Source organism: Atopobium sp., assembly GCF_034113385.1.
Taxonomy (GTDB): domain Bacteria; phylum Actinomycetota; class Coriobacteriia; order Coriobacteriales; family Atopobiaceae; genus Atopobium.
In genome coordinates this window covers 83,540-105,544 of the sequence record NZ_JAXEXL010000014.1, presented here as the reverse complement: position 1 = coordinate 105,544, position 22,005 = coordinate 83,540, and the positions used below count along the sequence as shown (strand labels likewise).

Below are 22,005 nucleotides of genomic sequence, written 5' to 3'. Positions count from 1 at the left end.
CACCTCTATGTGGATTGGAGAGCGTATGACATATGTTTATGAGGCTATTCTTGAGCGTGTAGATGGTAGCTGGGTTGGCTGCGTGCCTGTATTTCCGTCTAATTGTGGTGTATCTAGCGGCGGAGACAATATCAAGGAAGCTGTTGAGAATATTGCGGCTGCGCTGCGGTTTGTTATTGCAGATTATATAGAGCAAGGCAAGAAGTTACCGCGAGCAGTGTTTAGTAATCCTCCTCAGGTAGTGCTGTGTGTTGAAGTTGATAACTTATTCGTTGAGAGCACCAAGTGCCTAACTGTTACACAAGCAGCAGAAGAGTTGGGCGTATCACGAGGACGTATTAGCCAGCTTATCGACAGCGGCGCACTTGATGGCACTATTGTTGGTGGTAAGCGCATGATTACCATTGCAAGCGTAAATGAGCGTAAGAAGAACCCCCCTGCAGCTCATAGACCACGAAAGGCATAGCATGGACGATATTTATAATGAGAAGCGCGTCGAGGTAGGCATTACTGCAATGCTCGATGCTGCACAAACTAAGGGGCTTAATCTGCTCGAGCTAAAGCAGGCAGCAGAGTCTATCGCTAAAGTAATGTTCCCCGCACACGCGGGGATAATCCTGACTTACGATGTTTCAGTAATATGGACTGACAGCCCCACTGCTATGGGCGGCATATCAGACATTATCAATGGTGCAACAAATGGGACTTGCTGTGAAGATAAGTACGGTTTTCCTGTTCATAGAAAGAGCTACTGGAAACGTTCTGGTGAAGCTAAACTTTCAACAGAAACATTTGCACACTTCTATGAAACAACAATGAGCAATCCCGAAGTACTAGAGACCTTGAAAAGGTATCTACCTAAATCGTATGATGTGTTTAAGGAAATCTTAAAGGAGGTGTAATCATGGAGTGCATAGATTGGAGGGGTCTTTCGCGTGGTGAGAATGCAGAGGTGAGCAGTAAATTTTGGGAAATGTTCCCTGATTGTGACTGGGGGACAGAAGGTTGCGGGATTACACCGAAAGAAGCTATTGAGCTAATGAAAAAGAGCATAGTAGCTGGACATGACTATCTCAGCGAATCATTTCCCGATTATCCTCCTGATGTTTTCTATGATTAGCCTATGAAATGTTCCCCGCACACGTGGGGATGATTCCTATCATTTACTATCATGAGCTATCATTTACTAATGTTCCCCGCACACGCGGGGATGATTCCTCGCTGCGCACTTGCTCTTTTGCTCGCTCTAGTCGCTCTTTCAAAATCTCATCAAGGCGCTCTTGGGTCGTGATTGGTTCCTTCAGATCCATAACTATTCCTTTCGGTAGATTTCCGCCCGCTCGGGCGTTAACGAGTGGCATTGCCCTTGCCACGAGGTGTGTGCCACATTTCCGCTGTGGCTTGCGTACATGAAAAAAGCCGCAGGCATGCGGCTTAAATCAACAACATATGTGGTATACTGTCATTAAAGAGTGGGAAGCCGGCGTACAACTGCGCACATTGCACCCGCTCTTTATTTATGTAATATTTAGCAACTTACCCGTCTTGGTAAGACACGCAATTTTGTAATTTACTCCCAGCTCTTCTGATACACTCCTTATTGCCTTAATAAGGTCATCATCTGAAAAGTTAGATTCTGTGTTGTCTATTATCATTCTTTTAACCTCTATTTTTCTTTCATTCGTTTTCCCTACGTAATTTTTTACTGCTCCGTATGCGTTATTGGAGTCTCTGGGTGTTTTAATTTCAATTCCATTGCTAAAATCGGGCAGACCAACCCTGCGCGCAACTCCATCCGTTTTAACCGTCTTGTAGTCAACTTGAAAATCTGGTTTGATACCAACTTTAGCTAGCCTATGCGCAGTCCTACCCTCCCATGGATTGTTTACCGTTACCGAATGTTTAATGCTCTCACTTGCGTAGGTCGCTTCTGGCACTCTACCACTGTTAAGCCAGCGAAAATCTCTTGTTTCAACCTCTGTAATAATCTTGTTGAGATTCTCATGTGTTGACTGCAACCCTAAAGTCTCTGTGCACATACACCAGCGCTTATACATCGCATCAGGATCGTAGCCTTCGATAACGGTTTTTTCAGTCCCTGAAACGATAATGCAATCACACCCGATATGAAACTTATGTCCATCACCGCCAGCAGATTTTTTGGTATGGTAGACAAATCCACTAGTTGATAGCATGAAGCAAAAGCCGATGTTCCCCGCACACGCGGGGATTTTTATGCAATTTTGTCCTATAACCCTAAACTTACACCGAGTATTTTTATAAAGGGAAGAATCTCGTAAATTTTGTAAGATAAAAACAGCTGACCATGTCTTACAGAACTGTAACTACTGTAAAATGAAGAAAAATTGTATATGAATATCCAGCAGGAAGAATAACAAAAATGAGCGTCCATTACCATTATGGTGAATTCCCGCCTCGTAATTTGGATTGGGAAGTACTAACAACACCATTAGCATGCGCATCAGATGCCCTTGCCCGATATGACAGCTTTCTAAGCATTATTCCCAACTCCGAGGTGCTTGTTTCTCCTCTTATGGTTCAAGAAGCTGTTTCCTCATCAAAAATTGAAGGAACTAGAGCTACCGCAAACGATGTATTGATGTATGAAGCTGGAGACGAAAATTTTAATCCTGCTATGCATGATGATATCCGCGAGGTGGTTAATTATCGCATTGCCGTAAACGCTGCAAAAAAATTAATGGATGAAATTCCATTAAGTGGTCGCGTTATTAAATTTGCTCATAGTTTACTCTTAAAAAATGTAAGAGTACGTTTTAAATCTCCTGGGATGTATCGTAAAGAACCAAATTGGATTGGTACAAGGGAAAGTAAGATTGAAAATGCGCGTTTTGTACCAATTCATCCTGATAAATTAGAAGACGCAATGGCGACTTGGGAAGAATTCGTTAATGAGAGTACAATTCATCCACTTTTAAAAATTTCAATTGCCCATGCTGAATTTGAATCCATTCATCCATTCTTAGATGGAAATGGTCGTATTGGTCGTATGATTATTCCGCTAATGCTTTGTTCGAATGGAATCCTTACGTATCCGAGCTTCTATCTAAGCGAATTCTTTGAACATAGGGATGAAGAATATCAAGACAGGCTTCTGGCTGTTTCTAGAGATAATGATTGGACTGGTTGGTGTAATTTCTTTTTAAGTGCAATTGAAACTCAGGCAAGGAAGAATACACGCAAAGCTAACCAAATATTTCAATTACGGGAACAAGTAATAAGCGATTTGTTTAATAAAACAAAATCTGCAAACGTTAGCGTTGTTGTAAATGCTTTATTTGAAAAACCAATTTTTTCTTCATCTGATATTACCCATACAGAGGGTATTAACCCCAAAACAGCTCGTAGGCTCCTTGACGTGCTTAAAGGTCTTGGATATATCATTGAGATTAAGCGGCCAAGTGGAAGACGGGCTGCCATCTACTATTTTCCGAAGCTTTTTGAGATTACCGAAGGGCAATATACTTTGTAGTCCATTTGTGTCCTACAAAGTATATTGTGGGACACAATTACAATTTTTGTCTCACAAATTTTATTGTGGGACAAAAATGGGAGACAAAATAAAATCAATGCTCACATGACAGCCGTTTAGGTAGGTATAATTATAAGAAATTATCGGAATAGCTCATCACGTGATTCAGTACGCTGAAAGACGATACTGGCTTTATTTGAACGTTATGCTAACAGCCAGTCCTCAATATTGACAATATGACACTCACAACTACCAGGCTAGTTACCCTTAAGGGTATGCATGGTATGTCTGTGCCTAAGCTTTCTTAAAGTTCATGTTACTGTTTGCCAATGTAGACACAACATTCCGGATGCTTTGTAAGCTTTCCTCATTGGGATTACCATAGAAGAGATGGAGCGGTAACGGTTTTCTTGGACAATTTGGCGATAAAAAGTTCTCGTTACTGACGAAAGGTCAAACCTGAAATTCTCAATAATTTCAAGCAACTTCTTTTTGTTGTCTCATTAACTCTTATATTAATTGATGTTACGTTATCACTTCTACTTTGTAAGCCATTTATATACTGCTGTCTTATAAATAGACTGTCAATTTGGCGTAGCTATAATTAGAAGCTCTATTGTAATTTTGCTAATTCTTCTAGTTGCTTTTGCAGCTTCTTCTCTTCATGTTTAGCAATAAAATGATGAATAATCAGAGCTAAAATAGTTAGAAGGATTAACGGCCAAAAAAGGTAAATAGTTATGCAAAGCAGTATAAGCAAAGTCGACATTGTTGCATCTCCTGAAACCGTCTTATTACATAACTCTTTTGTAAGTATCACGGTCATAGTGACGTGTTAATTAGCCAGTATACGAGCTTAATGTAACTGTGGATTCAGTACTGTAGTTGCATGACTGCATGTCTTATCTTGATGAATAGTGCACGAATTTCACTGGTTATAAAGAAGTTATTAACTATGTGCAAATCAAAAACAAACAAACCCCAGTTCCAATAGTTGGATTATAGGCTCGTCTGTTTAAAATCCTTTATAACGTTACATTAATCATATGTCAAAAGCATTTGATAACTAAAATGTATTACTCTCCACGCTTCTTAGCTAAGAAAAGAGAGCCGGCTCTAATCCCAATACTGTGATAAAAGGCAGCTCTCTGTAAGAGCAATATAACACAAAATCAGATGTTGTATGTCAGAGACATAAGTTCCCGGGATTGGGCATAGCGACTGTATTGCCCTCGCACCTCTTGTCTAAAAGACACTCCCAGCTCAATATACATTGCCAAACGTACCACCTGTTAGCTAAAAAGGTGTACCAATCCATCTAAGGTGAAGAGGGCAATAAAAACCATCCCTATAATTTCAGCGATAATTTCGGCTTTTGTGAGTGTTTTTCTTTCCTTTTTAAACTGCACTACATTAACAATGACTGCCAGCGTTCCTGCCAAAATTTGGAATATGGGCACATTGACGTTAAAATAAAACGCCGAGGCTGCGTATCCAATAATGCAAGCAGCAAAAAGAATATCCAGAGCTAGAGTGGCAACTTTGTTAGTAGAGGAATTCATAAGTAAACACCTATCCTTATGACTTACATGAAGTAAGTCTTTTCTTACTTTATAGCGCAATTATATAATCAACTTTTTAAAACAACGTCATAAACTAAGACAAATGGCTAATTTTATGCGGCAAAAGGAATATAGCAAAAGAGCGCCTGACACAGGGCTCACATCTTACATGGCAAGTGTATTCAAACTAGTTTGGCCAAGCTTCTCGTACAAGCGCTTGAATAAACCTTGATACAATGCTAAAAAATATTTTTAGCTAGTTGATTTTCGCTTGAGCATTGATATCCAAGTACTTGGGTATGGTATCTATACAAAGATGACCTTAAAGTATAAATACACCTTAACGGTTTTGTAGATACGAGGTGCTGATATGTATAAGTTTTTGGCAGTCGTTGGCCTTATTTTGGGAGCCTGGCAAGGCTTTGTTAACCCTCAGCTTGGCGTTGTAGCGGGAGCATTTGCTGGTCTTATTCTCGCGCCCGTCGGCTGGTTCCTTATAAAGGTTGTTTTAATTAGCTGCGTCATCGACTTTTTTCTCTCACTATTTGATTGAGAAGGGACTCTAGCATGTCTCGTTGTACAGAAAGGCCCGTATCGGTGAGCGCATATAAAAAGACTGCTCCCATAAGCCTTGCTTTGCTCATTATCTTTGGCATTATTGTTGGGCTCTATATTGCCAACAAGCCTCAAAAGCAGTCTCGCACAGCTACTGCCACAGCTCCTGCCGTCCTTCAAACTGACGAGAAAAACCCTCAAGCCATAAGCATACCCATCAAAGTTACAGCTCAAAATTGGAATGAGAAGTCTACCCCTGTTATCTTGCACCTCAAGGGCACAGATGGAAATGCCAAGGGCAGTGATGTTTACCATGCCGCCACGTATGAAGAGGTTGCTTCTGGTAAAGCCGCAGTACTGCTTGTAGATGGTAGCTATGACATTAGCGTTATTTCTCCCATTAATGCAGATGGTTCTTTGTATGATACAGCCCTTTTAACGGCTAAAATAATGCTCAAACGCACCCAGAATCCTCAGGATACTAAAGCGTATACCACCATCAATCTAGGTGAACTTCCTAAAATTGAGGCAAATAACGTAACCAAGGAGCAGCTGCAGCGCATCGTGGCTGATGTTACAACTGCTGTTGCCAATGGCGATGACTCTCTTAAAGGCAAAGCTGGCGAGAAGATCTTGTCAGATGTCCAAACTAACGCAGCAGCCAACTCAAGTGGCCGCTAGCACAAGCTATCACAGCCGTTAATCCGAGTCATCAAACAGCTTATTTTTATAAATCTAACTATTTTCTTATATAAATGCATAAATAACGTGAAAAATACAATTAAAAACACGATTATTTTATGTGAGCGCTATCATACAACCGTTTATTTTTGTTAGCTCTCGATATTTTGGAGGAGAAGAGCATGGCATTCGATTTTACAGACAAACTGGTACTTGTCACCGGTGGTAATTCTGGCATTGGTGCAGAGATTTCCAAGGGCGTTGTTGCTGGCGGCGGGCATGTTGTAGTGTGCTCGTTTGACAAAGAGGAAGTGGGTCAGAAATTTGTCAATGATCTTGGCGAGGGCAACTACTTCTACTTTATGGACATTTCTGATGCTGATGCCGTAAAGAAGACCGTTGCGCGCATCCTAGAGGAGTGCGGCGACGTTAACGTCCTTATCAACTGCGCCGGTCGTGTAAGCACCGTTCCTTTTGCAGAGGTAGATGACGAGGAGTGGGCAAAGACCATCAACACCAATCTTACGGGTACTTACAACCTCACCCACGCTTTGTGGCAGCACTTCATTGACCGTGGTGGCGCACGTATTGTAAACGTTTCCTCTGTTGCAGGTAAAATTGGTGGCGGCCTGCTTGGTACGGTTGCGTATGCTGCTTCCAAGGCTGGCGTTAACGGCTTTACCAAGGCCATTGCCAAGGAGGGCGGCAAGTATGGTATTTCTTGTAATGCCGTATGCCCCTCTTTTACCATTACGGGTATGACCACCGCACTCTCTAATGATCCCGAGAAGTACAACAAGGTTATTAGCATCATTCCTTTGGGTCGTCCTGCTCAGCCATCTGAGCCTGCTCAGATGATTTTGTTCTTTGCATCCGACGCTGCAAGCTTCGTCAATGGTGAAATTGGCGATTGCGACGGCGGCATTGTAATGGACTAGGTGGAGCTTCATGGCAGAAAAAGAACCACTTTCCATCCAGCATCCCTTTAAAGCTCTGGGTCACATTCCAGGCGCAAATATCCTCGTACCCTTACTGCTTGGCGTTACGATGAATACATTTTTCCCAGATGTATTCCCTACACTGGGTAGTTTTACCTTGGCTATGACCAATAAGGGTACCGCCGCGCTTGTGGGTGCTTTTATGCTTTGCGTGGGTGCAACTATTTCATTTAAAAGTGCTCCTAAGGCAGCTCTTCGTGGTGCCATCATTATTATCTCCAAGGTAATTTTCTGCGTTGCATTAGGCCTTGCCGTACTGTTTTTGCTTCATGACAACTTCTTTGGCCTGTCTGCAATGGTTATTCTTGCAGCGTGTTCTGGCGCAAATAATGCCATGTACTCCGGTCTTATGGCAGATTACGGCAATGAGTATGAGCAGGGTGCTGTTGCCATTACTACGCTGGTAGTTGGTCCTCCAGTAACCATGATTACCCTTGGTGCAGCTGGTCAGGCTCCTTTGGGCTGGTCATTACTGGGGGCTGTTTTACCAATTATTATTGGTATTGTGCTGGGCAACTTCTTCCCAAGCATGAAAAAAATGCTTACCACAGCGCTTCCTGCAATCATTGTTATGACCTTCTTTGCAATGGGCTGCGGCATGAAGTTTGATGCCCTTATCGCTGCTGGTCCATCTGGTATTTTGCTGGGTGTTATTTGCTCGTGCCTTGGCGGTCTTATTAACTTCTTTGTTGATCGAGCAACAGGCGGTACAGGTGTTGCAGGTGTTGGTATTTCCAGCTGTGCTGGGGCAAATGCTCTTACACCTGCTGCTATGGCTGAAGTGAGCCCTGCTGTATATGGTGGTGCAGTTCTTGCAACCGCAAATGCACAGGTTGCTGCCTGTGTTATTGTGACGGCAATTCTTACGCCGCTCATTACCGGGTATGTTGCCGAGCATGTTGCCAAGAAACAAGAGGCTATGCCTACAACTGTGTAACTACTCAGGGCACAAATGCGATGTATGACCTGTGCATCACATGATAGGTAGCACATAAGTGAACCAACGACGCTGTGTTCAACGGCGCCCGTTGGTTCGCTTTTTGTTAAGCTTGTTTCACGCATGCGGTATTTGTAAGCGTGCCGCCGAACCTAACTAGTCCTAGTGTAACGAGGATGTCTCTATGAACCCCACAACAAAGCAGCCAATTCAAACCAATAAGAAAGCAAGAAACGCAACACGTACCACGCCCATCTTCATAATAGGTGTTGGTTTGGTATGCATAGGCATGCTGCTTTTAGTCATTAAAGGCATGTCCGTTGAGTATATTGATGCACATGGAATCTTGCACGAGAACTTCTTTTTAATACCCATTGGATTTGCGTGCATATTTTTTGGCTTGCTTACTCTTATATACAACTTTATGACTCGACGTTGACGTTTTTATCGACATCGGTATTCTCGGCTGTGGGGGTATTCTTAATCTGAGGGATAGGAGCAAGCTTCTTTGCGGCATAGTTGTACAAGAAACTTATCGCAAAGCATAAAATACCACCAATGATAAATGCAACAACGCGTGAGATGGTAGAGCCATCGCCAAAGTCAAAAAGCACCATCTTGAGTACGCAAAGCATCATTACAATCAAGCCATAAAGGCGCATTGGTCGGAAGTTCAATTTAAAGCCTATGACTATGCAAATAAACGCGCAGGTCATATAAACCAAACTTGCCGCATAACCAAGTTCCCCCAGAATGCCCAAGCGGTTTAAAATTGCTGGGCACAAAAGTGTAAATAAAATTGCCCATACAACCTGGACCGGTGCGGAGGCATAGGTGGGATGCTGTGCATATTCCCATACGCGAGCCACAATGAGAGCAAGTATCAGCGCAGCATATACAAGGCATAGGGTAGTGACAAATACATTTCTTGCAGGGATAGGCACATCAGTAGTTCCCGAGATGTGGTTTATAAAGTTCAAGAGAAGTACAACCTCATTAACTTGTGCTGCCACAATCCAACCACGGGAACAAATGGACTTCTCTTGCGCCTGCAAGAAAGACATGCCCGTACATGCTGTGCGAGGAAGACCTGGGAAGAACACAAATAGCCCCATGAGTTGGGCTAATCTAAAAAGTGCCACGTGTTCAGCGGGAAGATCCGCAGCAAAAGGAATGACTGCCATAGACAGTTCAAAGAACACTAGTATGCTCAGCAACACGGGGACTCGTTGTGCTTCAGCATTAACACCGTAGCCATAACGGCTCCACCATATAAGCGGAGCACTTGTGGCCACCAAAAGAGCAAGAGCCCCAGCTACGCCATATGATGAAATAGGCTGCAGGTAGCCCCAGCACAGCAAATAGAGTGCCTCAATACCTAAAATTATGTGGCCAGCAACGGCGTAGGCCTTATCATGTTGCACATGCGAAAGGGCATACAGTGCAAGAGTTACAAATAGCAAGCCAGAAATTTGAGGAACGTAGGGTACCCAGATAAAGTGGGGAGCGTTTATGAGCAAGAAAATTGCTGCAACATATGATGCGGCGATAACCGATATTTTGCCTAAAGCTGCATCAAAACGCTGTTTTCTAACGGAATAGACAATAATTCCTGCATGAAGTATCAGTATAAGAATACATACACCAATGGTGGCATCTGCTCCCCAGTGAAGAGTTTCTCGTATAACGTGATTGAAAAGAGAATTATCTGATGTTCTAAAGTTTGGATGCGTCAAATAAAGGAAAAGGTTTGGAAGAACCTTATACACATTAATAAACAGTGCATAGAGCCATAAAAACTCTCCTACTACATGAGCTGCCATACTCATAGTGTGTTGAGAAGACCTTTGATCTTGCATCAACGCTTTTCTGAGCAGGAAAAGAATGAACGACGCAGTAGCAAATTGGATAAAGAATATCAGAGTAATGTACATGTTAGAAAGTTTTGAGTAAAACCCCGTAGCATAATCGGGAATAACAAGCCAGAGTAGGCTCGAGGAGTAGAGGTTATCCGCAGTAAAATGCTGCCACAGATAATGGCTTGCTACCAAGGTTAGAAAGAGTGATACAAGCAATCCTGCGCTGTATGCTTTTCTCATGCTCATGAGGCTTCCGCCTACAACAATAAGACAAGCAAGCAGCTGATACACCATAACAATAAAGATGCTGGTGTCATTAAAACCAAAGGTATAAGCAAAACATACCGAGATAACCATGCCTACGTGAGCTACAACTGCCAGCACTATGGAATCAAAACGTTTTACTAAATACATGCATGAGGCAGCCCATAGCAAAAGCAGCGCTAGAACGCCAAGGTCATCAAGGTATCCAAAATAAAGGCGTGTTATAAGGAATGAAATAAAGAATCCGCCTGCCCCTGTTCCCAACAGAATTGATGAGAGCATGGGTCTTACGGTTGGCAGGGTAATCCATTCTGTCTCAAAAGGAATTGTATCAGCGGATAGTTGGCGTTTTGCAACGATAAAGCCAACAGTCAAAAATGCGGCACTCAAAAGGTACATAAGGGCACAACGGATGATGTCGCCCAAATAGGGAGCAACAAGTATGCCAAGGAGTATCAGGCCGATAAAAACTAGCCCAGCAGCAACAAAACCAAAGATATTCTGGCCTACCAATTTCTCAAGGGATGAGGAATCCGTGTTAAGAGAAGGCTCAAAGTCAGAGGGCACCTCCGATGTAGACGCTGATACAGACGTGGGCACAGGTACTGGCATCTGAGCAGTTGGCCTTGCAGGTGCCGCAGGTGTTGTAGGCAGAGCGCTGTCTTGGCTGGAGGTGTAAGCTGCTGCTCCAGTGGGCATGGGAGGTGCACCCATTGGGCGGGGTGGCGCAGCAGGTGCTTGCGTGGGTGCAGTAAGCGTTTGCGATGGTTTAATTGGGGGCATAACCACAGCCTTGGCATCAGATGAAGGCAACGGTTGTTCTTCTGGTATATACCTGTGCAGTTTGGAATCAAGCTGCTGTACTCTTTTTTTCAGCTTAGAGATAGAAACAGCGCTGTAGATTATAAATCCTATGAGCAACAGCTCAAAAAAAGAAGGAAACAGACCAAACAACATTGCTATGCCACCTTTACAAGTAGGCCTTAAGACGTCTGCGGCTAACAATACGTGCTAGAACACGTATTGTTACGACACTATATTTTACTGTATTTTGATGAGCTCTCCCATGTGCTTGCTAGGTGCGTCGTAACGCCTTACAACTGTGTTTAATCTGAAAGTAAGCAAAATATAACGGGAGTTGCCAGTGATGCATTGTTGTAACAGAATTATATATAAGCACAATACAAACGATTTAAAGGTTGGCTCATGAAGCTTGAACAGATAAAAAAGAGTTTCATCTATCGCTATGTGGTGTATCGCATGCACCAGCATGAAAAGAAAAGCGTTTCTTTGCGAGCTGTATCAAATCAAGAAAAAGAAGAGCTCTATGAACGCGTAAGCAGGCAGGTAATACGAGCAGTATTGCTGTTTGCTCCACTGTATTTTGTTGGCATCTTTCTTTTTTCTCATTACATGTGGTTAATTTCAGACAGCAATAATTTTGCAGCATGGTTTTGTAACACAGTCTTTTTTGCTAATGTCATTATTCAGGGAAGTTGGGGTTATACTTGGGCAGATAAACGCGGGATTGTCCTACAAGTTGTTTGGCAGTTACTGCCAGTAATTGTTATGCTCGGTATACCCTTGGTTGTATTTCTCGTTTGTGTTGCTGAGCTGCTTATGAGGCGTGCCCTTAAGGAGCATAAGAAGAACAGCAAAGATAATGAGACAGACTAAACTATTACAAGGGTCTAGCTTTTGGCTAGACCCTTGCTGTGTTTGATTCTTATGATGTGGCACGCACTGCCGTTTGAGTTATGAGTTCTTATCGGTAGGAGTGCCGCTTGCGTTGCCTTGTGCGCTAGAGGTATGGGATGCAGAGGTGTCTGTATCTACTTGTGCGTTATCTACCTGTGTGTCCACCTTTGACGTGTTGCTTTCACCAACGATTTTCTCGACAGCATTGGCAAGGGTCTTTTGGCTGGCAGCATCTGCGTTGATGGTAAAGTGCTTGTTGACTTTGGCATCGTAGGTCTCGGCGCGCATAACGTCACTCAAATCCACGCCTGTTACGCTTTTGACCATGTCAAACGCTGCTTTAATGGACTGTGGTGCAATTGCCGAGATACTCGATGTAGGAGCACCTGCCCCGTCAGAGCTATCAGCGCCGGTACCAGCTGTGCCACCAGTTGCAGAGTAGATATTGATGGAGTCGATGCCCTCAATGGGTTTAGCGGCAGCGGCAATGATATCGGGCAGGACGTTAATAATCTGCTGGGCAAGTGCTGCCTGGCCATATTTCTTAAGAGCCTCGGCTTTCTTGTCCATAGCTTCTGCTTCTGCAATGCCCTTGGCGCGCGCTGCCTCTGCCTCTGCTTCACCGCGAGCCTTAATGCCTTCAGCTTGTTTACGAGCAGCGTACAACTCTGCTTCGGACTGCTTTTGCTTGGTTACTAAATCTGCTTGGGCTTTTTGCTCCGCTGCATAGCGTTCAGCATCTGCTTGTTTACGGATGGATGCAGCAAGCTCTTGCTCCTTAACTGCAACTTCCTTCATCTTGAGCTCTGCTTCGCGATCTGCCTTGGCAATTTCGGCGTTTACTTGTTCGGTATTGATGGCCTTTTGCTGGCGTTGAGCCTCAATAGACATGGCGGCGTCTGCTTTGGCGGTTTCCGTGTCTGCTTCTGCCTTGAGTGCAGCTTGTTTAAGCGCAAGCGCATTGTTTTGTTCGGCAATGGCAGTCTCGGACACAATGCGTGCATCATTGGCAACCTTATTGGCATTTGCCTGTGCAACAGCAATTTCCTTCTCGGCATTAGCACGAGAGATTTCTGCCTCTTTACGGATGCTTACCGTGTTAGCAATACCAAGGTTTTCAATAACACCAAGGCCATCGTCATCGATATTCTGAATGTTAAACGAGACAATTTCCAATCCCATGTTGCTCATATCGGTGGAGGCGTTGTCTTGCACCAGTGCAGCAAAGGCTTTGCGATCATTCATAATCTCGGTGAGCTTCATGCCACCAATAATCTCACGCAGGTTGCCTTCCAGCACGCTACTTACCATGACATTAATGTATTCAGAATCGCGATTCAGGAAGTTCTCGGCAGCCTTTGCCAATCCGTCATCTGTGTTGGAAATCTTAATGACTGCCACCGAGTCTACCATTATATTGATGTAGTCCTTGGTGGGAATGGTCTTGGTGGTATTTACGTCCACCGACAGCATTTTGAGCGATAGCTTGTCCAAACGCTCAAAAAAGGGAATGCGGATGCCAGCCTTACCAATTAAATAGCGAGGCTTCTTACTACTGCCAGAAATAATATATACCTGGTCAGGCGGCGCTTTTATATATCCTTGAGAGAGAATTACAATGAGAATAATAATTGCCGCAACAACGGGGAGAGCGGGCCCCCAAAACATAAGGTCTGCCATTACCAACTCACCTTTTCTTTAAGCAAACCAATAACGACATTACAAATTATATTCTAGGTATATCTTGGGGGATATGAGTTAGTGTTCACCACGATTCTGTCATAGATGACTGTTCAAGAAAGACAAAGTTACCATCGTCTAACTTTGATACTATACATATGTTAACTACGGCTAACTTTATGTAACTCACAGGTTATACGTGATGCACAGGTCATACGTGATGTATATGCGTGCAAATCTCCTGCTCCACCTTGCACCACACATGAAGTAGCCGTATCCATAGGTTCATTGTTAGACGATTGGAGAAACATGCTGCCAAGTTCGCTTGGAAGCTCAAAGCATCGCATGCGCATGATGTGCGCAGCTGTGGCGAGCTTTTTGTTTGCCCTAACACTATGCATGATGCCCTCAACGAGGGCATATGCTGCTATACCAAGTACGGTTGTTCAAAACCAAAACGCGCAACAAGCAACGGTGCCAGAGGGAATGGCAACGTATGTTGTAACGCTTAAGCAAGCGGCGCCAGGTGTTGCTAGTGGTCAAACGCCCGATCAATACATTGCATCCCTGCAACAGCATGCACAGCGCACGCAGGCTGACCTCAAGGCATTTCTTGATAGTAAACAAACAGCGGGAGCGGTGCACTCCTATACGTCGTTTTATATTATCAACAGCATAAGCGTGGTAACCACATCCGACGTAGCGAATCAGTTGCGCGCTCGCCCAGATGTTGCTCAGGTTATTGTGAGCGGAGAAGTGCATACGCAAAAGCCTGTAGATGGCAAGACTACTAAGCCGAGTTTGCGCTCTCACTTCTCTTTGTTTGATATGTTTAACGCTCAGGCCTATGTACCTTGGAATCTTAAAACCATCATGGCAGATAGAGCTCAGCAAGAAGGTATGGATGGTGCTGGTGTTGTAGTTGGAATTATTGACTCTGGTGTAGATGCAACACATCCTGCCATTAAGCACGCATGGCGTGGTAATACGCCGGGCATGGAGGCTACCAGCTGGTTTGATGCAACTAATCCCTCTGACCGCAGCTCACTTCCAACGGATGCAACGGGTCATGGTACGCACGTGGCGGGCACCATTTTGGGAACCGACCCTCAAAATAAATCGTTGCTGGGTGTAGCTCCTAAGGCTCAGTGGATTGCGGCTAAAGTCTTTGATGCAGATGGTGAAACGACGCTTGATAGACTTATTGCAGCAGGTGAATGGATGATGGCGCCCACGGATGAAAAGGGCACCACCCATCCTGAACTTCGTCCTCAGATTATTAACAGCTCATGGGGCGGTAAGTCAGAAAATGAGTTTTACCGCGACATCCTTAAGAAATGGCGTGCGGTTGGCATTTTGCCGGTTTTCTCGGCAGGCAATACGAGCAGCTCAAATGCTGGTGGCGAGGGTTCCATTGGAACGCCGGCAAGCTATCCCGAGGCATTTGCAGTTGGTGCGCTTCGCAAAGATAACAAGGTTGCTCAGTTCTCTTTACGGGGACCTTCTGCCTATGAAGGGGATATCAAGCCTGATGTAAGCGCGCCTGGCGTTAATATTTTGTCTTCGATTCCCAACAACTTGTATGCCTTGCGTTCTGGCACTTCTATGGCAAGCCCGCATGTTGCTGGTGTTGCTGCTTTGGTATACCAGGCAAATCCTCAGCTTACGCCAGACCAAGTAGAGCAAATTATTACCTCAACGGCAACGCCGCTCAATGATGCAGAAAATGTAACCAAGCCCAATCATGCGTACGGTCATGGCAAGGTTAATGCCTACAATGCTATAAAAGCAGCTCAAAAAGCTAAAAACAATCCCTCAGCAGATGTAACAAAAAATGGGTTTGCCACGCTCAATGGCAAGATCTTGGCTCCTGGTCAAGATGAATCTGCACCTACTATTAAGCACTCTACGCTCAAGAGCATGTTTAACTCTGCCAACTTTGACGTGCAGGCTCAGGTGTCTGACGATAATGGCGTCCAGAGTGTAACGCTGTACCTTGCTAAGCAGGGTTCAAACCAGTATACCGAGCACGTTATGAAGCTCATAAAGGGAACCAAGAAAGAGGGCGTATATTCGGTAACGCTTAAGCCATCTGATCTTGCTGCTACAGGCAGTACTATGGACTACTATATTGCTGCTGTAGATGTAACCAATAAATCTAGTAAAACAACTGCTGCTTCTTGCGTTGTTAAAGATGGCATTGGTATTGGCTATAAGAATAACTTTGAGGAAGAAGTAGATGGTTTTGAGTTTGGTGGCAAGACGCCTTTGTGGGAGTGGGGTATACCTCAATCTGGCCCCAAGTCTGCGGCTTCTGGCTCTAAACTGGTAGCAACTAAGCTTGATGGTACGTATAAAGGCCTTAAAGATGCCCTGCTCATTACTCCAGTTATTGACTTGAGTAAGGAATCGCGTTCTGCCGTGTTGAACTTTAAACACTGGTATGACCTTGGTGTTGGTGATTACGCGTTTAACGATACTGCTGAGGTATGGGTAGGCGAGCTCCAAAACGAAGGGACGGATGCCGAGAAGTACAACTATAAGAATGTGCAGTTATATAAGTATTCTTCTCATAACAAGTGGAAAGATGAGTATATTGATCTTTCTGCCTACAAAGGCAAGAAGATAGTTGTGATGTTTGCTTTGCGCCATGGTGGCGGGTTTAGCGAGCGGACGGAAGCTGGCTGGTACATTGATGATTTGGCCATTGAAGCAGCATCCAATGAGTTGCCTGCAACGCCTGCGAGCAATGTGGACATCAAGGTAAGGAATAACTATCGCGTATCTTATGAGTTTGATCCTTTAGACAATCCTAAAATTACGCAGTACAACTTGTATCGTTCTTCTTCTCCAACAGGGGATTTTGTAAAGGTTAGCTCTATTGATAAGCGCACAGCCGGTACCTATACGGCTCGGCTTTTTGATGAACCTGTGCCACAAGAGGGTACCTACTATTACTGTGCAACTGCACAGATTGGCGAGCGTGAAAGCGCAAAGTCCGAGGTTAAGTCGGTAACGTTTACTAAGGGTACTAGGGTTTTGAGCTATACCTTCGAGAAAGGCAATGAAGGGTGGACATCTCCAGCGGATGCAAAAGGCGCTGCTTGGACACATGGTACGCCAGATAGCCCCAACCCCTTCCCTGATTCTAAGGTAGGCTCCATGCCTTCACCTGACCAGGCAAAAGGCAAGAATCCTAACAGCCCCCATGTATGGGCTACCGAGCTTAATACCTTCCGCAAAGCCAATGCAACCTACATGCTTGTCTCGCCAACTATGGATTTGTCCAAGCTCACAAGCGCTCGTGTGTATATGCAAATGTGGTACAACACAACGGGTCGTAAGGGTGTTGATGAGTGGAGCGTCTACGATGATGACCGCGGCAAGATTTTAATCAGTGCAGATAATGGGAATAGCTGGGAAGACCTCTTTAGCCTTGATAATACAACGGTTGAAGGAAAGAACATCAACGGGCGTAATCGCCTCAAGAGTTTTTGGTTCCTTGATGGCTTTGATATTCCTCAAAAGTATTTGACTAGCACGTTTAAGATGAAGTTTGAGCTTTCTACAGGCTCTGAACTTGATGGTCCTACTGCAGGTGGCTGGTACATTGATGATGTGTCTATCTTTGATACTGCTGCCAAAAATAAGATTACTCCTCATGCAACAGCTGCAACACAAGATGCTGGCGATGACGTGTCTTCTGCACCAGCAGTTCCCGAAGCCGCACATGAGACGCATACCGCTTTGGCGCTTACTTCTACCTCAGGGACGTTTGCTCCTACGCAAAAGCCTCTTGTTCCAGTGGAGGGCACGGTTACGCTCAAAGAACTGGGTATAAAGGTAGCCAGTGAGCCTGGTAGTGGTTGGTATAGCTTGCGCGCTCCTGCGGGGACCTATACGGCAGTGGTAGAAGCAAACGGATATAGCACCAAGGAAGTTCCCGTTACGCTTACGGAAGACACGACCACGGTACGAGATGTTGTGCTGTCTGATGTGAAGCTTGCCTCCGTTTCTCTTACGGTAACCGATAGTTCCAACAAGCCTATCCCTACTGCGCAGGTCAAGCTGTATCGTGACCATGTTGGTGATGCGTCATATGCAGCAACTGTTGCGCAATCCACCACAATAGAGAAGGTCTATCCTGGCAGCTATAGCGTGGTGGTTTCTGCTCGGGGGTATCAGACTGCTACGCAAACCATTACGGTAGCAGAAGGTCAAAAGTTGCAACTTGAGCCTATTAAACTGGCTTTGCTCGATACGTCTGGAGATAACGCTCAAACACGGACCCTATCATACGATGACGGTACTGCTGAGTCGTACCTTACGGATGTAAAGGATGGTAAGAGTCTTGGCGTGCTTGTTTCTAACAACCAGCCGCTCGAGATTAAGTCCGTTCGTATGTACCTTGCGCCTCAGGATACTGCTGCTCCAAATACTCAAAAGTTTAAGGTCAGCATTTACGATAAAAACCAGCCCGATGGATATCCTGGCAAGGTATTGTTTGGCCCTTACGAGGTAACGGCACAGCCAACACAGGGTTGGAATGAAGTTGTATTGCCAGAATCCGTACAGGTAAGCGGTGACTTTGTCATTGCGTACACCCAAGTAGGGGATGAGAAGCACGGCCCTCGCATGTGCGTTGATGAAACCACGCCTGGTCTTGGCCATTCCTACCGTATGTCCAATGGCGCTTGGTACGATCCGGACGAGAAGGGCTCGTATATGATGCGTGCGGTGGTTGCGCCCGTAGTAGCTTTGCCTGTGCCAGACAACAAGCCTGCGCCCGATACGCCGCCTGCACCTGACAATCCCTCTACACCCGATACGCCTCTAAATCCAGATGCGCAACAGCCTTCTGGTACCGGCAATGGTGGTGCTGTCGAGAAACCCAATGGAACGGTGGGTGGCAACCAGACAGCTCAGTCTGGCGTTACCGGTTTACATAAAAAGGCTTCAACGGCATTGCCAAATACGGCAGATAGCCATTCCAGGCAAGCCATGCTTGGAGTAGCACTCGTGGCAGCACTAGCGCTTGGAAGCGCCTTTGTAGCGCGCAAAGGCCCATACAAGCAAAAGTAACGCCAACAAAGACCAACAAAGCTCTCGAGAAGTTTGCGCTTCTCGAGAGCTTTTTGTTATCTATGCGTTGCGTCGTGTCATTATTAATTTTAATAATGACACGACGGATTAGAGACTTATGAGCCTAAGCCTGTGATGCGCACACAGCGTGCATCATACTGAACCACCCTTCAAAAGGGTGGTTCATGATTTAGATAACTTCGTTGCGCAAAACTTCCACTACATTGGTAGAACGTGTCTTGCGTAGTGCATATATCACACTCAGAATCAAGACCACAACCACGCAAATAGATGCGTCAAGCAAAGAGGAAAGCGGCAGCTTAAATGTTGTAAAACTGGTGCCCATGGAGGAAAGGTCGGCTGTTGTGAGAACAAACTTCCAAAAGAGCCAAAACGCACCAATAGAAATTACGGCTCCTACAGCAAGTCCACGCAACGCATAACTCAGACATTCGCAAAATACCATGCGATTAAATTGCTTCTCGTCCATACCAATAGAACGTAGGACTGCAAATTCACGCGTGCGTAGCATCATGGAGTTGCAGAGTGTGTTAAATACGTTTGCAATGGCAATAAGAACCATAATGCCGGTAAAGAGCAGTAAAAAGAGCAGCATAGTTTGGGTAACCAGTTGGTTATTGCGACGGTACGTACTAAAATCAAAAATCTCATAGCTGCCCTCATAGACGTCGTTATTTAGCCCCGCTGCATTCAATGCGTCAGTGAGCGCTTCTGTTGCTTTGGCAGAGTTTTGTGCCGTGTAATACACATATATTATGGGGTTTTTGAACTCATTGCTCGAGGCCATGATCTTTTGAGCAAGCTCTGGCGCCATGTACATAACAAGATTGCTGCTGGACTCCTGAGCTAGGTAGGGAGCCTCAGATTTGAGATTCTTAACGTGGGCGATGCTGGTTATCGAATGCTTGGTAATCTTGTCTCCCAAAGAGTCAAGTGGTACATAGTTGGGTTCAGCGGTGGCATGAGCGTCGGCAGAGCTGGGTTCAGTGGCAGTAGAGTTTGTTGCTTGCGCTTGGTCTGTTCCATCTTTGCCAGCAGAGGGCTGCTCATCAGGGTAGAGAGGTACAACAATTTGGCCGGCAGCATTAAGCAATAGATAGAGGCTATTGTCGCTAGACCACGTGTACAGATGCATGTTGTTCAATGCGTTAAACGGTTCAAGTAGTTGTCTTTTCTCGTCAATTGTCGTAACAAGGCTATTAAGAACCAGTGCACCCTGTGCCTTGTCTACGGTGTATTTTTGAGCGAGCTTATCCCAGGTAGCTTGGCTGGGAACATGTACAGAAAGAGCACTTACAAACGTGTTGCTGTCTTTGTTGTAATAGCTGTAGTCAGAAGGCGGGATATCGGTATACGAAGTGCTGGTTAGGTATGCGCGCATGGCGTCTGTGAGTGAGCTTGCGTCCATAGAAGCGGGCACTTGGAAAGTGAGGTCGCTTTCTTGGCGCGTAAGGCCAGCGATGGTGCTATCAATACGTTCAAGAGTTTTGGCAGACTCTAAGGCACTTTGTTTCTTGTTGGAATAGAGATTAATTACAAGGTCTGCGTCAGAATAGCTATTTTGCGCTTCAATAAGCGGCAACAGCGTGCGTATAAAACTACCAGTAATAACAATAAGAGTTACGCTTATGGCAAGAGAGACCACAATAGTAGTTCCACGTGAGCTGGAACGTGAGAGATTGCGGGAGCTGAGCGTGCCGGCAACACCAGCAAAGCGCGCATAAAGAGAGCGTGTCTTGGATGTGATTTTGCGGGTCAGACGCCTATTCATCTTAATGTCGGCTGTTTGACGAATGGCGCTCATAGGAGACTGCATACCTGCTCGCAGTGCTGGGACAGCAGCGCCAATCAAAAGTACCGCCAATTCAAAGACAACGGTAAGTGCTAAAGCAAAACCACTTACACTCAACGTTACGGTCTCGCTGCCACTGGAATTAAGCAGTACAGCAAAACCCTGTTTTGCCACTTGTAAGGTGACTGCAACACCGCAAATACCAGCTGCAATGCCCAGTGGGATGCCAATGATGCCAATAAGCAAAGACTCTACGTACACACAGCGGCGCATTTGCTTTTTGGAGGCGCCCAATGAAGACAACAAGCCAAACTGACGCGTGCGTTCTGCAACAGAAATGGCAAATGAGTTATAAATCAACACGATTGATGCCACACTAATAATGCCTGCTAGGAAGAGGCCAAAGTTCCAGAGTGCATCCCAGTTTACCGAGCGCCCGCGCAAGGCCTGATACCTCATCAAATTAGTGTGAAAAATCGTGCGTGTTATGTCGGCAGTGTCTGTATGCGCATCATGGCTTGTACCATCAGCGGCATCGTCAGCGGAGTCGGTATTGGTGGTGCCCAGCGTGCTTTCTACAAAGCTAGTCAGTTCATCTTGTGTTGAGAAACCCGTCAGCTCAAACCATGCCATACCACGACCTTTTGTGGTGTAATTGGCAGAATTAGAGGAAGCAAGGGCTACGAGCTGGTTATCTGAAGCAATCAGTGAGTTACCGTAAAAAGGAATTGCCGTCTCATAAAAGCCGCTTACGGTGTAGCTGTGGATTTGTGTGTTGGTGGCTGTATCGCCAGCTGTATTATCAGCGTTGGACGTGCTATCTGAGAGGTTTACATGAATGGTGCTGCCTACGGTGATTTTCTCGTCAGACCAAAGATTGGCATCGGTAAAGTGGACGTCGCGATAGCGCTCGGGGAGTGCCAGCTCGTTGGTTTGGGTGGGGTAGGCTCCTGTTTTGATGGCCGGTGTAATGGTGAGGCTGTTTGCGGCATCTGCTGTGCCTTTGAGTTGCTGCGGAAGGGTGCGGATCTGGAATGTCCCATTATCGGAGCGGGTGTAGGCATCACCAGAAAGTTGTGTTGTTCCTAACACCGTAGAGGTTGCTGCAGCCTTGGTGTGCTCATTTGCTACGAGCGTGTCAACCTTTTTGGGGTCCACATGTTGTGCCATAGCACTCCATGAGCCCTCGGTGGCAATAGTGCGCTTGAGCATGGCTGCGTGAATGCTGGTTACTGTGGTAAATACTGCACAAATGAGTGCCGTTGACAGCAACACACCAATGATGGAAACTGCCGTACGGGTTTTATTGGCGCTCAGCGAGCGCTTGGTAAAATTAAGCAAAATAGAGTTCTTCATGGGTATCAC

General features: G+C 45.3%; 16 protein-coding genes. 11 read left to right on the top strand and 5 right to left on the bottom strand.

Annotated features, from left to right (window positions below; all coding sequences use genetic code 11):
* Window positions 1-25 precede the first annotated feature (25 nt).
* From SPD80_RS04930 to SPD80_RS04920, 3 genes are read left to right on the top strand one after another with little or no spacing between them, the layout of a single operon-like run.
* Window positions 26-466, top strand: a complete 441-nt coding sequence (locus tag SPD80_RS04930; protein ID WP_320828754.1) for a type II toxin-antitoxin system HicB family antitoxin — start codon at window positions 26-28, stop codon at window positions 464-466.
* Between the two features lies 1 nt (window position 467).
* Window positions 468-902, top strand: coding sequence for a hypothetical protein (locus SPD80_RS04925; RefSeq protein ID WP_320828753.1), 435 nt, complete (start codon window positions 468-470; stop codon window positions 900-902).
* A gap of 2 nt (window positions 903-904) precedes the next feature.
* The gene (locus SPD80_RS04920) at window positions 905-1,120 is read left to right on the top strand and encodes a hypothetical protein (protein WP_320828752.1); all 216 of its coding nucleotides are present in this window, start codon (window positions 905-907) and stop codon (window positions 1,118-1,120) included.
* Between the two features lie 397 nt (window positions 1,121-1,517).
* Here the strand turns inward: SPD80_RS04920 and SPD80_RS04915 are convergent, their stop codons facing one another.
* Window positions 1,518-2,195, bottom strand: coding sequence for a hypothetical protein (locus tag SPD80_RS04915; RefSeq protein WP_320828751.1), 678 nt, complete (start codon window positions 2,193-2,195; stop codon window positions 1,518-1,520).
* Window positions 2,196-2,401: 206 nt separating this feature from the next.
* On the opposite strand from SPD80_RS04915, the gene SPD80_RS04910 reads away from it, so the two are divergent.
* Window positions 2,402-3,511, top strand: coding sequence for a Fic family protein (locus SPD80_RS04910; protein WP_320828750.1), 1,110 nt, complete (start codon window positions 2,402-2,404; stop codon window positions 3,509-3,511).
* A gap of 1,292 nt (window positions 3,512-4,803) precedes the next feature.
* Here SPD80_RS04910 and SPD80_RS04905 read toward each other — a convergent pair.
* Window positions 4,804-5,073 (bottom strand): hypothetical protein, encoded by a 270-nt coding sequence (locus tag SPD80_RS04905; RefSeq protein ID WP_320828749.1) that lies wholly within the window; start codon window positions 5,071-5,073, stop codon window positions 4,804-4,806.
* 370 nt (window positions 5,074-5,443) lie between these two features.
* Between SPD80_RS04905 and SPD80_RS04900 the strand changes: the two genes are divergently transcribed.
* The 5 genes from SPD80_RS04900 (at window position 5,444) to SPD80_RS04880 (ending at window position 8,683) form a co-directional block, all read left to right on the top strand.
* Window positions 5,444-5,626 carry a hypothetical protein gene (locus SPD80_RS04900; RefSeq protein WP_320828747.1) on the top strand — a complete coding sequence of 61 codons (183 nt, stop codon included), beginning with the start codon at window positions 5,444-5,446 and terminating at the stop codon, window positions 5,624-5,626.
* A 14-nt stretch (window positions 5,627-5,640) separates the two neighbouring features.
* Window positions 5,641-6,309, top strand: a complete 669-nt coding sequence (locus tag SPD80_RS04895; protein ID WP_320828745.1) for a hypothetical protein — start codon at window positions 5,641-5,643, stop codon at window positions 6,307-6,309.
* A gap of 182 nt (window positions 6,310-6,491) precedes the next feature.
* Window positions 6,492-7,247 (top strand): SDR family NAD(P)-dependent oxidoreductase, encoded by a 756-nt coding sequence (locus tag SPD80_RS04890; RefSeq protein WP_320606250.1) that lies wholly within the window; start codon window positions 6,492-6,494, stop codon window positions 7,245-7,247.
* A 10-nt stretch (window positions 7,248-7,257) separates the two neighbouring features.
* Complete coding sequence (locus SPD80_RS04885) at window positions 7,258-8,244, top strand: 2-keto-3-deoxygluconate permease (RefSeq protein ID WP_320828744.1); 987 nt, start codon at window positions 7,258-7,260, stop codon at window positions 8,242-8,244.
* 184 nt (window positions 8,245-8,428) lie between these two features.
* Complete coding sequence (locus SPD80_RS04880; RefSeq protein ID WP_320828743.1) at window positions 8,429-8,683, top strand: DUF3955 domain-containing protein; 255 nt, start codon at window positions 8,429-8,431, stop codon at window positions 8,681-8,683.
* On the opposite strand, the gene SPD80_RS04875 is transcribed toward SPD80_RS04880, so the two are convergent.
* Complete coding sequence (locus SPD80_RS04875) at window positions 8,667-11,150, bottom strand: DUF2339 domain-containing protein (RefSeq protein WP_320828741.1); 2,484 nt, start codon at window positions 11,148-11,150, stop codon at window positions 8,667-8,669. The genes SPD80_RS04880 and SPD80_RS04875 overlap by 17 nt on opposite strands.
* 423 nt (window positions 11,151-11,573) lie before the next feature.
* Between SPD80_RS04875 and SPD80_RS04870 the strand changes: the two genes are divergently transcribed.
* On the top strand, window positions 11,574-12,044 hold the full coding sequence (locus tag SPD80_RS04870; protein ID WP_320604290.1) for a hypothetical protein: 471 nt from the start codon (window positions 11,574-11,576) through the stop codon (window positions 12,042-12,044).
* Window positions 12,045-12,122: 78 nt separating this feature from the next.
* Here the strand turns inward: SPD80_RS04870 and SPD80_RS04865 are convergent, their stop codons facing one another.
* Window positions 12,123-13,745, bottom strand: a complete 1,623-nt coding sequence (locus SPD80_RS04865; RefSeq protein ID WP_320604292.1) for a flotillin family protein — start codon at window positions 13,743-13,745, stop codon at window positions 12,123-12,125.
* 309 nt (window positions 13,746-14,054) lie between these two features.
* Here SPD80_RS04865 and SPD80_RS04860 point away from each other — a divergent pair, with 309 nt between their 5' ends.
* Window positions 14,055-18,827, top strand: coding sequence for a S8 family serine peptidase (locus tag SPD80_RS04860; protein ID WP_320828740.1), 4,773 nt, complete (start codon window positions 14,055-14,057; stop codon window positions 18,825-18,827).
* Window positions 18,828-19,017: 190 nt separating this feature from the next.
* Here the strand turns inward: SPD80_RS04860 and SPD80_RS04855 are convergent, their stop codons facing one another.
* Entirely contained in the window at window positions 19,018-21,996 is a 2,979-nt protein-coding gene (locus SPD80_RS04855; RefSeq protein WP_320828738.1) for an ABC transporter permease, read from the bottom strand.
* Window positions 21,997-22,005 lie beyond the last annotated feature (9 nt).

Coding starts and splice junctions, on each gene's coding strand:
- SPD80_RS04900 (WP_320828747.1), top strand. CDS start 5,444: ATGTATAAGTTTTTGGCAGTCGTTGGCCTTATTTTGGGAGCCTGGCAA.
- SPD80_RS04905 (WP_320828749.1), bottom strand. CDS start 5,073: ATGAATTCCTCTACTAACAAAGTTGCCACTCTAGCTCTGGATATTCTT.
- SPD80_RS04930 (WP_320828754.1), top strand. CDS start 26: ATGACATATGTTTATGAGGCTATTCTTGAGCGTGTAGATGGTAGCTGG.
- SPD80_RS04915 (WP_320828751.1), bottom strand. CDS start 2,195: ATGCTATCAACTAGTGGATTTGTCTACCATACCAAAAAATCTGCTGGC.
- SPD80_RS04865 (WP_320604292.1), bottom strand. CDS start 13,745: ATGGCAGACCTTATGTTTTGGGGGCCCGCTCTCCCCGTTGTTGCGGCA.
- SPD80_RS04925 (WP_320828753.1), top strand. CDS start 468: ATGGACGATATTTATAATGAGAAGCGCGTCGAGGTAGGCATTACTGCA.
- SPD80_RS04885 (WP_320828744.1), top strand. CDS start 7,258: ATGGCAGAAAAAGAACCACTTTCCATCCAGCATCCCTTTAAAGCTCTG.
- SPD80_RS04870 (WP_320604290.1), top strand. CDS start 11,574: ATGAAGCTTGAACAGATAAAAAAGAGTTTCATCTATCGCTATGTGGTG.
- SPD80_RS04920 (WP_320828752.1), top strand. CDS start 905: ATGGAGTGCATAGATTGGAGGGGTCTTTCGCGTGGTGAGAATGCAGAG.
- SPD80_RS04910 (WP_320828750.1), top strand. CDS start 2,402: ATGAGCGTCCATTACCATTATGGTGAATTCCCGCCTCGTAATTTGGAT.
- SPD80_RS04890 (WP_320606250.1), top strand. CDS start 6,492: ATGGCATTCGATTTTACAGACAAACTGGTACTTGTCACCGGTGGTAAT.
- SPD80_RS04875 (WP_320828741.1), bottom strand. CDS start 11,150: ATGCCCCCAATTAAACCATCGCAAACGCTTACTGCACCCACGCAAGCA.
- SPD80_RS04855 (WP_320828738.1), bottom strand. CDS start 21,996: ATGAAGAACTCTATTTTGCTTAATTTTACCAAGCGCTCGCTGAGCGCC.
- SPD80_RS04860 (WP_320828740.1), top strand. CDS start 14,055: ATGCTGCCAAGTTCGCTTGGAAGCTCAAAGCATCGCATGCGCATGATG.
- SPD80_RS04880 (WP_320828743.1), top strand. CDS start 8,429: ATGAACCCCACAACAAAGCAGCCAATTCAAACCAATAAGAAAGCAAGA.
- SPD80_RS04895 (WP_320828745.1), top strand. CDS start 5,641: ATGTCTCGTTGTACAGAAAGGCCCGTATCGGTGAGCGCATATAAAAAG.